Consider the following 10,931-nt stretch of genomic DNA (forward strand, 5'->3'; position numbering starts at 1 on the left):
TCGAAAACAGTCAGGCCAATATAGAATGTGCCCTCAACAATAATAAGCGGCCCGACTGCCTCAAGCAGTGCTGCCGTTATCCCTTTCACGCAATATTTGACTGTTATTGAGCACCGAGTGAGTAAAGAGTTAGAGATTAGAGTTAAAACCCCCTGTATTGGTGTTTGTTCAACAGGAATAGGTGATAGCGTTTGCCGTGGTTGCAAGCGCTTTGCCCATGAAGTTATCCATTGGAATGGTTATACCCAGGCAGAAAAACGCATTATCGACCAGCGCCTTGAGGGTTTCCTGGCCCAAATCGTTGCCACCAAAATGCGAGTGACCAATCAGGATCTGCTGCAATGGAATCTGGATACCCAGCAAATCCCATACCCCGCCCATAAAAGCCCCTATATCTGGGCCTATGAATTACTGCGTGCCGGTGCCAGCCAGTTGGTTGATTTGTCCCAATATGGTCTGGAGCTGGATGCACAATACCGGGACGTTGATTTGCGGAATTTGCGGCTGGCTATCGATGCTGAATTTTATATTCTCTCCGAGGCTCATCACCAGCGTTACTTCACTAATGCCAATCAGCAAACTGAAGCCGATAATGAGTTGGAACAGACATAAATGTTGCTGTTGAAATTATTTTTACCCTTTTTACTAGCAGTCGCCATCACCGCCTGTGGAGGCGGTGGCGGTGGCAGCGACCCTGTTTCATCTGAGCCTCCAGCATCATCGGGAGATCCAGGGTCTGCATTATTGTTGCAGGGAGGCTTTTCTGCTGTTGATACCCCTTCAAATAATCAATCGCTAACTTCTTGTCTGGCAACAACAGCAGTAGCTGGTAATAGCACCTTAACCGGCCGCGTTTATTACCAACGAGTTCCGCTTAACGCTTTTGGTTTGGATTACAGTACTGTTGCCCAACTACCTATGCGAGGCCTGGTGGTAGAGGCTGTTGATGCCAGTGGCGGTGATTGCAGTGAACGCGTATTGGCAACCACCTTATCTAACGGCAACGGCGAGTACGGGTTAAATGTCCCTGAAAACCAGGCTGTCTGTGTACAGGTACGTGCGCAACTGTATCGCGATGGTGCCAATGGTGGCGCCTCCTGGAATATTCAAATAACCGATAATACCAATGGCAACGCCCCTTACTATTTATTGGATGCCACAGTGGCAACACCGGCCGACCAGCCCGAACGTGATTTATTAGCAGCTGCTGGCGTTGAACCAGGTTCCAGTAATTATACCCAACCCAGGGCTGCGGCTTCTTTTGCCATTCTCGATACCCTGTGTGAAGCCATTAATACCATGATTAGTGTGGATAGTGATATTGAATTGCCTGTTTTGGCGGTGCGCTGGAGTGAGCTCAATAATACGGCTGAAATCGAAAACGGCAACAGTATTGAGCAAGGCGATATCGGCGGCAGTTTTTACCGCCAGCAACTTTTTACCCGTGGTGCTGAGATAATAAGCTCGACCCATGAGATTTTTTTACTCGGCGATGAAGATAGTAATACCGACGAATATGACCCCCATGTAATTACTCATGAGTTTGGTCACTATTTAACGGCTAGTTTTGCTCGTTTCGATGCCATCGGTGGTGAGCATGCGATTGGCGACCACCTGGATTTACGGCTGGCCTTTGAAGAGGGTTGGGCTGATGCTGTCTCAGGTATTACTTTGGATAATGCCGCCGCAGCTCTGGTGGATGACCCGGCAATCTACCGCAATAGTTTTGGCGAAAACCAGTCCCGGGCTTCTCGTTTTCCCCTGCAGGCAAGAGGCCGTAGCGTCGCGGGTTGGTATAGCGAGGCCTCAGTCGCTTCAATTATTTATAATCTATTCGATAGCAGCAATGATAGTGTTGATAATATAAGCCTCGGCTTTGCCCCTATATTTAATGTGCTTAGAAGTAGTGCTTACCAATCGTCTGATTCAGTGGTCTCACTCTATACCTTTGTTAACCGATTGAAACAACAGCGCCCGGAGGATATCGCTATTGATGCATTGGTGGCCGACCAGGATACCGAAACAGTCATTGATGACTTTGGTAGTGACGAAGATATATCCAATAATGATATTTTTGGTGGCCAGGATGTTGCCGCTGTTTATACCGAATTAGCTTTAAATACTTCAGTAGAGGTTTGCTCTAATAACCAGTATGGCAATGTTAATAAATTGTCTGTCAGTCAGTTTTTAATTCTCGATGCTGATATTAATAAAAACTATCGCTTTGAAATCCGGCCAGTCACTGGTGTTGATGGCGGCGGCAGGGCAGTTGCATTCGTGTATAAGCGAGGTGAGCTGCTGACTTCTCAGCAAGCGGTAGCCGATGGCTCTGCACTTGTTTTTTCCACCGCTTTACAAGGTCGTCATATTGTGACGCTTGCCCATACTGATTATTTGGCAGGTGAGGATGACCTGATTGGGCGACGTTGCTTCAGCGTGTTAGTTGAGTAGAGGATAAGGTCATGCTAAATAAACAGGCGCTCTATGGGGTGCCCTTGCTAGTGGTGTTGATGGTTGCAGTTATTTATAGTCAGCAAAATTCTTCACCGGCAATTGATATTCAGCCAGATGCCGAGGCATTAGAGGTGCATACCGTTACCAGCCACGCTATTGCAGGTGATCGTATCGCCATGAAACATAGCGTCAGCGGTGAACTACAAATTGATACTACGATTATGTTAGAGCTGGAATTTGCATTGTCTCCCGGCCAGCTATTGGAATTGGATTTTGTAGCTAGTGAACAGTATCAATTTAATAGTGAGCTAGCCGCCGTTTATAGTGCGGATGAGCGAGGTAAATTGAAGGTTCAATTATATCTGACACCGTTAATCGCTGGAAAAATATATGTTAAATTTTTGGCCGCTACCTCTGATGGTGAACGTGTTCGACCATTTTCAATCCCGCTTCGAGTTAAAGATAATAATGGGCTGGTACCGCAAAAAACCACTGTCCCCAAATCCAGGGTCATCCTCCCGGTAAAAGGTTCTTCTTAATGGCTCAGCCAGATCTCTCTGCAATTAATGAATTTCTCGCCTGCGAAACACCCGATCGCTGGGTAGAAACCGCCTTACAGCATCAGGATATTATGTTGATAGATCATGCCAATTGCGAGAAAAAGGCAGCTAGTACAGCGTTAAATATGATTTACCGCTATGTGGAAAAATTTGATCTGCTCAATAAAATGTCGCGTCTGGCAAGAGAGGAGATGCGACACTTTGAGCAGGTGATTGCCATTATGAAAAAGCGTGACGTTGAGTATATTCAGCTCAGTTCGGCTCGTTATGCGGGAGGTATGCGTGAAGGTATGCGAACCCACGAACCGGAAAAGCTGATTGATTGTTTAATTATTGGTGCTTTTATTGAGGCCCGTTCCTGCGAGCGTTTTGCTAAATTAGCACCGCATTTAGATGATGAGCTAAAAGACTTTTATCTATCACTGCTGAAATCTGAGTCGCGTCACTTTTTAGATTATTTAGCCCTGGCTAAAAAATATGCCGAGTCGCCCATCGATGATCGTATTGCTTACTATGCGGAGCTGGAAAAAAACCTGATTGAAAGCCCTGATCAGGAATTCCGTTTCCACAGTGGGCCGTTGCGGGAATGACGGGGACGGGGTGATGACAAACGTTAAATTATCGAAAACTCTTCCAGCTTAAATTCACCATCCGCTGGATAGCGAATAATCCAGCCAGTGTCATGCCAATCACCCAACACAACACGCTGGGCGCTGTTATCTAGCTGATGAATCGCAGGGCGATGTGTATGCCCGTGGATCATAAGGTCAACGCCGTGCTGCTCAAACATACGCAACACTTCACCCAGGTTAACATCCATTATATCGTCGGCCTTATTGCTATTGGCCTCTTTGCTGTCAGCTCGCATTTGTTGGGCTAACAGGCGACGTTGTTCAATGCCGTGGGAAAGCAGGGCGCTTTGCCAGGCTTCAGACCGGCACTGTTGGCGAAATTGCATATACTCGGTGTCATCTGTGCAAAGAGTATCGCCATGAACTAATAAGATATCCCGCCCATAGAGGTTAATAACGATGGGGTCGGGTATCAACCGACAGCCTGATTGCTGGCAAAATTGCTTACCGATAAGAAAGTCACGGTTACCATGCATAATATAAACAGGCGTACCGCCAGAAGTAAGAACATTAAGTGCAGCAATGACTGTCTGGTTTAACTCTGCGTCGTCATCATCACCAATCCACACCTCAAAGAAATCACCCAGTATATAAAGGGCATCGGCACTGCGGGCTTCGCCGGCCAATAAATCCAAAAACGCCCGGGTTACCGCCGGGCGTGATGGATCCAAATGCAGGTCTGAGATAAACAACGTTGTCATTGTGGCTATCAGCCCTCAGTCAACCTTCGATCAATCTTCAGTCAGTTCGGCTGTTTCAATAATAATATCGTCAACAGGTACATCCTGGTGGCCGCCTTTCATGGTGGTGGGCAGCGACTTCATTTTATCAACCACGTCCATACCATCAACAACCTTGCCAAATACAGCATAACCCCAGCCCTGGCTGGTTTTAGCGGTGTGATTAAGAAAGTCATTATCTTTAACATTAATAAAAAACTGTGCGCTGGCGGAATCCGGATCCATGGTGCGAGCCATAGCCAGGGTACCGACGTCATTTTTCAAACCATTGTCAGCCTCGTTGGCGATGGGCTCGCGAGTTTCTTTTTGGCCCATACCTGGCTCAAAGCCGCCGCCCTGAATCATAAAGTTATTAATCACACGGTGGAAAATGGTGCCATTATAAAAACCGTCTTTGACGTACTGGGCAAAGTTCTCAGCGGTTTTGGGGGCGTTATCAAAGTCCAGTTCAATACTGATATTGCCGTAGTTTGTTTTAAATATAACCATAAAAGTCTTTACCCTGTGTGTTCATATTGAGAAAGCCGCTATAATACGGGTTTTGCCCCTCCGGCGGAACCTTAAATCTCGACATATCACTGCAAAACTACTGCGGAAACAAACGATCCATGAGCAAGACTGAAGACAGCGGCGTTGAAACTCCCAAGGCCGACAATTTTATTGAAGCTATTATTAAGCAAGACCTTGCCGAAGGGCGTATTGAAAAGGTGGTTACTCGTTTTCCACCTGAGCCCAACGGTTATTTACATATAGGTCACGCCAAATCGATCTGTGTGAATTTTGGCTTAGCGGAAACCTTTGGTGGTGAGTGCAACCTGCGCTTTGACGATACCAATCCCGCTAAGGAAGACCAGGAGTATGTAGACGCTATTAAAGAGGATGTACGCTGGCTAGGTTTCCAGTGGGCAGGCGATATTCGCTATGCCTCCAGCTATTTTGACCAGTTTTACCAGTGGGCGCTGTATCTGGTGAAGGAAGGCAATGCCTATGTTTGTGATTTAACCGCCGAGCAGGCCAGTGAGTACCGTGGCTGGGCAACCGCACCGGGTAAAGATAGCCCTTTCCGCAGCCGTAGCCCTGAAGAGAATTTGGCTCTGCTCGAAAAAATGCGTGCCGGTGAATTTGATGAAGGTCACTGTGTGTTGCGTGCAAAAATCGATATGGCATCTTCTAATATGAATTTGCGGGACCCGATTCTTTATCGTATCCGCAAAGAGTCTCACCACCAAACCGGTGATAAGTGGTGTATCTATCCGGCTTATGATTTTGCCCATGGACAAGAAGATGCCATCGAAGGTGTAAGTCATTCTATATGTACCCTGGAATTTGCTGACCATAGACCTTTGTATGAGTGGTTTCTTGAGCATTTACCGGTACCGGCAAAGCCACGGCAGTATGAGTTTGGCCGCTTAAATATTAACTATACCGTGACCTCCAAGCGCAAACTTAAGCAACTGGTTGATGATAAAGTTGTTGCCGGTTGGGACGACCCAAGAATGCCCACTATCTCTGGTATGCGTCGTCGTGGTTATAGTCCTGCGGCGGTGCGCAATTTTTGCCAGAGCCTGGCTGTCGCCAAAACTGATGGTGTGGTAGATATGGCTCAGCTGGAATTTTTTATTCGCGAAGATTTAAACGACAATGCCCCCAGGGCAATGTGTGTGTTAAACCCGGTTAAATTAATCATCAGTAACTTTGAGGAGCATATTAACGGCGATGTGCAGACAGTTGCTGCACCGGTACACCCAGGTAAAGAAGAGTTGGGTACAAGGGAGCTGCCTTTTACCAAAGAGCTGTATATTGACCGTGCTGATTTTAGTGAAGATACTACCCTGGGCCGTAAGAAATTTAAGCGTTTGGTGTTTGGGGAATATGTGCGTTTGCGCAGTGCCTATGTTATCAAGGCGGATGAAGTGATTAAGGATGCTGAAGGTAATATAGAAACGATTATCGCATCATTGGTACCTGATACAGTGGGTGAAAGTCCTCCGGAAGGGATCAAGCCTCGCGGCGTTATCCACTGGGTATCAGCCAGCCATGGTAAGCAGGCAACGGTTCGGGTCTATGGTCGCTTATTTGTTCACGAAGCGCCTGATCGCGGTGAAGAAAATTTTATGCAGCACCTCAATCCTGATTCACTCTCTGTGCTGCAGAATTGCTGGGTTGAGCCCTCGCTAGCTGATGCGGCACCGGAAGGTGCTTTTCAATTTGAGAGGGAAGGCTACTTTGTTGCTGATCGCTATGATCACCAAACCGGTAGCCCAGTGTTTAATATGACGATAGGTTTGAGAGCCAGTAAATAATGAATGATTTGTCCGCATCTACTTACCGTTTAATAATTTCCTGTCCGGATCAGGTGGGTATTGTTGCCAAAGTGACTCAGTTTATTGCTGAGCAGGGTGGCTCTTTAATGGAAGCCAATAACCATACGGATGTTGATAAGGGGTGGTTTTTTATTCGCTGCGTTATCAATGCAGAAACTTTGGGCTGCGACCTTGATACCTTCCGCGAGCGTTTTGCGTCGATTGCTACTGACTATAAAATGAAATGGTATATCCGCGACTCCCAGGTGAAGCAGAAAGTGGTATTGCTGGCCAGTCATGCCTCTCACTGTTTAGCCGATTTATTGCATCGCTGGCATAGTGGTGAGTTGGATTGTGACATTCCCTGTGTGGTTTCTAATCATGAAAATTTACGCAGCATGGTAGAGTGGCATGGTATTCCTTTTTATTATGTACCGGTTGATAAAAATGATAAGGCACCGGCCTTTGCCAAAATGGAAGACATTATTGAGCGCTACGATGCAGATACTATTGTGCTGGCCCGCTATATGCAGATTATTCCTCCTGCACTTTGTGAGCGTTTTGAGGGGCGTTTGATTAATATTCATCACAGTTTCTTGCCCTCTTTTATTGGTGCCAACCCTTACCAAAAAGCCTTTGAGCGCGGTGTTAAATTAATCGGTGCTACCAGCCATTATGTCACCCAGGATTTAGATAAAGGCCCAATTATTGAGCAAGATGTAGTGCGGGTTACTCACCGTCATGGCAAAGATGAGTTGGTACGTTTGGGTAAGGATGTTGAAAAAAGTGTATTGTCACGTGCCCTGCGTAATCACCTTGAAGATAGAGTAATTGTGTTAGGTAATAAAACGGTGGTATTTGATTAAAGTTCGGCTATGATCATTAGCTTTTCAGACTGTTGAGTTACTTCCTTGCTTAAACTCTATAAAAATCGCTCCTTCAGAACTATCTTCTTGGCTATTTTTGCCACGTTAACCTTTGTAGGTTCGGCCATCTTTATCTTTGATGTTGAGGCCAAACTGATGTTGCAGTTTCTAGGTGTTAGCCTGTTAGGTGTAGTCACAATGATTATTGCGGCGTTGGCATTTACCGGACTACGTATTGCCATCCGCCGCTTGTTCAATAAATAACTTATCTGTCCCGTCATTCCCGCCTTCGCGGGAATGACGATGTTAATCTTCCAGACTAATATCCACATCCAACTGGTTGGCGATATCATCCAGTTTATCGCTTAAATCCCCAATATCCAGCGCAGCGGGTACTTGTATCTCTGCTGAGGCTGAAAATAAAAGTTCGGCTGACATGGGGGCGCTGCTAACCTGGGTATTCATTTCGCACACATTAATATGCAGTGCGGCCAGAGCACTGGAAAGCTCCTTAACGATACCCGGGCGGTCATTGCCCAACAGGTTGAGTTTAATGTCTTTATGGCCGGCAATGTCATGGCTGGTATTAGGGTCTTCCAGGCTTACTGATAAGTCATCACCAGAGAGAGTACTAAGGGCGCTGCGAAGTTGCTCAGCCTTATCACTGCTGATTTGCACACGGGCAATGCCGGCAAAATGTCCGGCAAGTTGGCTCATACGGCTTTCCAACCAGTTACCGCCTTGCTCCGAGACGGTATTGGATAGCTTCTCTACCAAGCCGGGTTTGTCGTTGCCAATAAATGTAAAAACAATCGAAGTGCTCACTGATTAATCTCCGTTAAACCTGTTATTGTTTAGTAATGATTATTAGTATAGTCCGATTAGCGAACTACAGGAATGACTACCGTGGATAACTATATTGAAATTCCTCCCGGGCAATTGAGCGAGGAGGTTCTGCGGGCGGTGATCGAGGAATTTATTACTCGTGAAGGTACCGATTACGGTTTGCAGGATTATTCCCTTGAGCAAAAAGTACTACAGGTGAAACGGCAGTTGGACAGCGGCAGGGTAGTTATTGCCTATGATCCGGTATCAGAGAGCTGTACTTTGCTAGCTAAAGACTAATCATCCCTGCCAATAGCTAAGGGATTAATTGTATCCAAAAAACTTTGCGCATAGAGTAGCCAGTCCAGTAAGGTTTGGTGGATGGTTATCATTTCTTGTTTACTATGCTCATCACTTTGCGCAGCTTGCTGGGCGACTTCGGATAAGGCGGTGACAATATCGCTGATGATGTGTACATCCAGCTCTAACGGAATCAGTTTATCTTGCATATTATGCTGATGTTCGGCGCGGGATTCTGCAAGCAGGTTTTGTACAATTAGCGCCAGGGAGGGATGTTCTTCCCTGAGGCAATGGAAAGAAAACTCAAGGCAGTCCTGGCTAAAATAACTAGCTGAAATAACCAGTGGGTTAATGGGCAAAGACTCGCTAAAAGAAGGATGTTGTTTATCCAAGACGCACTCCGAATATACAAAGCAAGAGTTCGATACAGCACTTAAAAGGATTGTAGCAGCTTCCCCTTGCTAAATAATATGAAAGACGGACAATAGACAATAATTTCTTACAACTTTAGAGTATTGCATGGACTTTTCACACGCAGCTACGCTGGATACCAGTGGCCTATTATGCCCTGAGCCAGTGATGATGCTACATAATAAAATACGTGACGTTGATGTCGGGGATATTATTGAGCTAATAGCCACAGACCCATCTACCGAACGAGACATTCCCAAGTTCTGTGCATTTCTTGGTCATAGCTTAATGGATAAACAAGAGCGCGATAAAAAATATTATTACTATATCCAAAAAGCGGACACTGCTGTCCGAGACTAGCCTTCGTACTCTTCAAATAATAAGCTGATTGCCGCCAGTGCATCGGGGTCTTCAGCCTTGATCTGGTTGGCAATATGATGCTGGAAATAATAGCGGAAGTGGGGGTTATCGCTAGTCGGGTAGAGGCAGGGGTCACCGGGCAAAACCGGTGTAGTACTGACCAGGTCTTCATTAATTATCATACCTTCGATCGTGCCATTATTGAGCAATCGCCAGCTAAGAATTTCTGTTAATACAATACTGTCGCTGTCTTCGGCATTTAACATGGCATGAGTACCGATGGTGTCTGGAATCTCCTGAATAATATCGGTATCGCCAGCTTGTTCAAACTCAAAGTAATCAGCGGCAGTTTCCAGTTCCAATACTTTATGAGCTGGGGCTTGGGAGAAAATACATTCCGTCGCCATATCATAATAGCCCTCGTATTGACCGTGCTGCTGATGATTTAACTCTTCACAGGGCATAACCTGGTTGAGCCAGGGTACCATGCCGACTACTTCTCCATTGTCTCGCAGTCCCCAGCATAAAATTTTCATCGCATAGAGCTTTTCCGGCTCACAGGTGCTGTTAGAGTAGAGCATGCACATACCATCGTGCTCCGGTGAAAGCCGAATAATGCGTTCATTCTTTAACGTGGAGAGCGTTTTTTTGGAAAAAAGATCGACAACATTATTGTTGTCGCGGTTTGCATCGCCTGCACCGTTACGGGGGATAAGCGTGGTCATGAGTGTACCTCCATCTTTACAGCTGATGAAAATAACCGCAGCGCCAGTGTGTTGCCTCAACCGCTACGAGTACGTATAAATTATTGTTTACTTCGTCTCAATCTACATTCGCTATAGATCTAATTATAGTCTTTTGTGAGCAGATGGCTAGCATTGATTTAAGCCCTGTCAAAGCATTCTATAAAAGCTGGCTTTGCTGTATTATGCTGAGCTTATTTTTTATAACTCTATGCAAATCAGTTGGTTGTGTGATCGAATATTATTTTGCCTACGGCAATGATGGGCATAAATCGGAGTTTTAGTAAACCATTTAAAAATCATATGCTTAACCCACTTTTCTTAGGTTTGTTTTAGAGGACTTGCAATATTCTTGCAATATTCTTGCAAAAAGAACTCTAGCCGGAGCGTATGTTTCTACTATTTTGTAGAGGGTTTCGACGGCGTCGAACTCCCACCTAAACCACTCGCCGCGCTCCCGGTACTCACTTAATTCGTAGTGCATAAGCTGCTCTACGTTTAGCGCAATCCTCTTTGTCGCAAAGGCCATTTCATAAACAATTTTTAATTCTCTCGGGTTCCCTGTTTGCATTTGGGCCAGCCTGTTAGGTGTTGAATCTGACATGCCGATTTTTAAAAAATCTTTCCCGTCTGCTACGAAATAGACCGCCGTTGATTTGCGCGCTGGCTCTACAGGGGCTTTACGACAGTCCAGCCACGCCAACCATTCACCCGCCCTGAATATGCCATCAACATCA

Annotated in this window: 15 protein-coding genes; 9 read left to right on the forward strand and 6 right to left on the reverse strand. The window is 45.9% G+C overall.

The annotated features are described in order from the left end of the window. Positions 1-117 precede the first annotated feature (117 nt). Genes P8H32_RS01480 through P8H32_RS01495 form a run of 4 tightly spaced genes read left to right on the forward strand, consistent with a single transcriptional unit; the run spans position 118 to position 3,604 of the window. On the forward strand, positions 118-612 hold the full coding sequence (locus P8H32_RS01480) for a DUF1289 domain-containing protein (protein ID WP_297290747.1): 495 nt from the start codon (positions 118-120) through the stop codon (positions 610-612). Continuing rightward, positions 613-2,451, forward strand: coding sequence for a hypothetical protein (locus tag P8H32_RS01485; RefSeq protein ID WP_301088266.1), 1,839 nt, complete (start codon positions 613-615; stop codon positions 2,449-2,451). It abuts the gene before it with no gap. Positions 2,452-2,462: 11 nt separating this feature from the next. After that, positions 2,463-2,993, forward strand: coding sequence for a hypothetical protein (locus P8H32_RS01490; RefSeq protein ID WP_301088267.1), 531 nt, complete (start codon positions 2,463-2,465; stop codon positions 2,991-2,993). Beyond that, a complete protein-coding gene (locus P8H32_RS01495) occupies positions 2,993-3,604 on the forward strand; it encodes a tRNA isopentenyl-2-thiomethyl-A-37 hydroxylase MiaE (RefSeq protein ID WP_297290744.1) in 612 nt (203 codons plus the stop codon). The genes P8H32_RS01490 and P8H32_RS01495 overlap by 1 nt, the downstream gene beginning before the upstream one ends. A gap of 23 nt (positions 3,605-3,627) precedes the next feature. Here P8H32_RS01495 and P8H32_RS01500 read toward each other — a convergent pair whose 3' ends face one another. After that, a complete protein-coding gene (locus P8H32_RS01500) occupies positions 3,628-4,347 on the reverse strand; it encodes a UDP-2,3-diacylglucosamine diphosphatase (protein WP_301088268.1) in 720 nt (239 codons plus the stop codon). Positions 4,348-4,377: 30 nt separating this feature from the next. Beyond that, positions 4,378-4,875 (reverse strand): peptidylprolyl isomerase, encoded by a 498-nt coding sequence (locus tag P8H32_RS01505; RefSeq protein ID WP_301088269.1) that lies wholly within the window; start codon positions 4,873-4,875, stop codon positions 4,378-4,380. 119 nt (positions 4,876-4,994) lie between these two features. Here P8H32_RS01505 and P8H32_RS01510 point away from each other — a divergent pair, with 119 nt between their 5' ends. The 3 genes from P8H32_RS01510 to P8H32_RS01520 all read left to right on the forward strand — a co-directional run bounded on the left by P8H32_RS01510 (position 4,995) and on the right by P8H32_RS01520 (position 7,819). Next, positions 4,995-6,689 carry a glutamine--tRNA ligase/YqeY domain fusion protein gene (locus tag P8H32_RS01510; RefSeq protein WP_301088270.1) on the forward strand — a complete coding sequence of 565 codons (1,695 nt, stop codon included), beginning with the start codon at positions 4,995-4,997 and terminating at the stop codon, positions 6,687-6,689. Further along, the gene (gene purU, locus P8H32_RS01515; RefSeq protein ID WP_301088271.1) at positions 6,689-7,555 is read left to right on the forward strand and encodes a formyltetrahydrofolate deformylase; all 867 of its coding nucleotides are present in this window, start codon (positions 6,689-6,691) and stop codon (positions 7,553-7,555) included. Before P8H32_RS01510 ends, purU begins: the two co-directional genes overlap by 1 nt. A gap of 87 nt (positions 7,556-7,642) precedes the next feature. Beyond that, positions 7,643-7,819 carry a hypothetical protein gene (locus P8H32_RS01520; RefSeq protein ID WP_297290739.1) on the forward strand — a complete coding sequence of 59 codons (177 nt, stop codon included), beginning with the start codon at positions 7,643-7,645 and terminating at the stop codon, positions 7,817-7,819. A gap of 42 nt (positions 7,820-7,861) precedes the next feature. Here P8H32_RS01520 and P8H32_RS01525 read toward each other — a convergent pair whose 3' ends face one another. After that, the gene (locus tag P8H32_RS01525) at positions 7,862-8,380 is read right to left on the reverse strand and encodes an ACT domain-containing protein (RefSeq protein ID WP_297290738.1); all 519 of its coding nucleotides are present in this window, start codon (positions 8,378-8,380) and stop codon (positions 7,862-7,864) included. A gap of 81 nt (positions 8,381-8,461) precedes the next feature. On the opposite strand from P8H32_RS01525, the gene P8H32_RS01530 reads away from it, so the two are divergent. Further along, positions 8,462-8,680 (forward strand): YheU family protein, encoded by a 219-nt coding sequence (locus tag P8H32_RS01530; protein ID WP_301088272.1) that lies wholly within the window; start codon positions 8,462-8,464, stop codon positions 8,678-8,680. On the opposite strand, the gene P8H32_RS01535 is transcribed toward P8H32_RS01530, so the two are convergent. Then, positions 8,677-9,072: a hypothetical protein gene (locus P8H32_RS01535; protein WP_301088273.1), complete on the reverse strand. Its 396-nt coding sequence runs from the start codon at positions 9,070-9,072 to the stop codon at positions 8,677-8,679. The two genes, P8H32_RS01530 and P8H32_RS01535, sit on opposite strands and share 4 nt — an antisense overlap. Positions 9,073-9,199: 127 nt before the next feature. Between P8H32_RS01535 and tusA the strand changes: the two genes are divergently transcribed. Then, complete coding sequence (gene tusA / locus P8H32_RS01540) at positions 9,200-9,451, forward strand: sulfurtransferase TusA (protein WP_297290735.1); 252 nt, start codon at positions 9,200-9,202, stop codon at positions 9,449-9,451. On the opposite strand, the gene P8H32_RS01545 is transcribed toward tusA, so the two are convergent. Both P8H32_RS01545 and P8H32_RS01550 read right to left on the reverse strand, forming a co-directional pair. Further along, positions 9,448-10,176, reverse strand: a complete 729-nt coding sequence (locus tag P8H32_RS01545; protein ID WP_301088274.1) for a hypothetical protein — start codon at positions 10,174-10,176, stop codon at positions 9,448-9,450. The two genes, tusA and P8H32_RS01545, sit on opposite strands and share 4 nt — an antisense overlap. Positions 10,177-10,501: 325 nt before the next feature. Beyond that, the coding region (locus tag P8H32_RS01550) for a GIY-YIG nuclease family protein (RefSeq protein WP_301088275.1) at positions 10,502-10,931 on the reverse strand (430 nt) is incomplete at its 5' end.

Source organism: Oceanicoccus sp. (assembly GCF_029238675.1).
Lineage (GTDB): Bacteria > Pseudomonadota > Gammaproteobacteria > Pseudomonadales > Dasaniaceae > Oceanicoccus.

Excerpts from the sequence above, each read along its gene's own strand:
- P8H32_RS01495 (WP_297290744.1), top strand. The coding sequence starts at position 2,993 with ATGGCTCAGCCAGATCTCTCTGCAATTAATGAATTTCTCGCCTGCGAA.
- P8H32_RS01500 (WP_301088268.1), bottom strand. The coding sequence starts at position 4,347 with ATGACAACGTTGTTTATCTCAGACCTGCATTTGGATCCATCACGCCCG.
- P8H32_RS01545 (WP_301088274.1), bottom strand. The coding sequence starts at position 10,176 with ATGACCACGCTTATCCCCCGTAACGGTGCAGGCGATGCAAACCGCGAC.
- P8H32_RS01510 (WP_301088270.1), top strand. The coding sequence starts at position 4,995 with ATGAGCAAGACTGAAGACAGCGGCGTTGAAACTCCCAAGGCCGACAAT.
- purU (WP_301088271.1), top strand. The coding sequence starts at position 6,689 with ATGAATGATTTGTCCGCATCTACTTACCGTTTAATAATTTCCTGTCCG.
- P8H32_RS01485 (WP_301088266.1), top strand. The coding sequence starts at position 613 with ATGTTGCTGTTGAAATTATTTTTACCCTTTTTACTAGCAGTCGCCATC.
- P8H32_RS01490 (WP_301088267.1), top strand. The coding sequence starts at position 2,463 with ATGCTAAATAAACAGGCGCTCTATGGGGTGCCCTTGCTAGTGGTGTTG.
- tusA (WP_297290735.1), top strand. The coding sequence starts at position 9,200 with ATGGACTTTTCACACGCAGCTACGCTGGATACCAGTGGCCTATTATGC.
- P8H32_RS01505 (WP_301088269.1), bottom strand. The coding sequence starts at position 4,875 with ATGGTTATATTTAAAACAAACTACGGCAATATCAGTATTGAACTGGAC.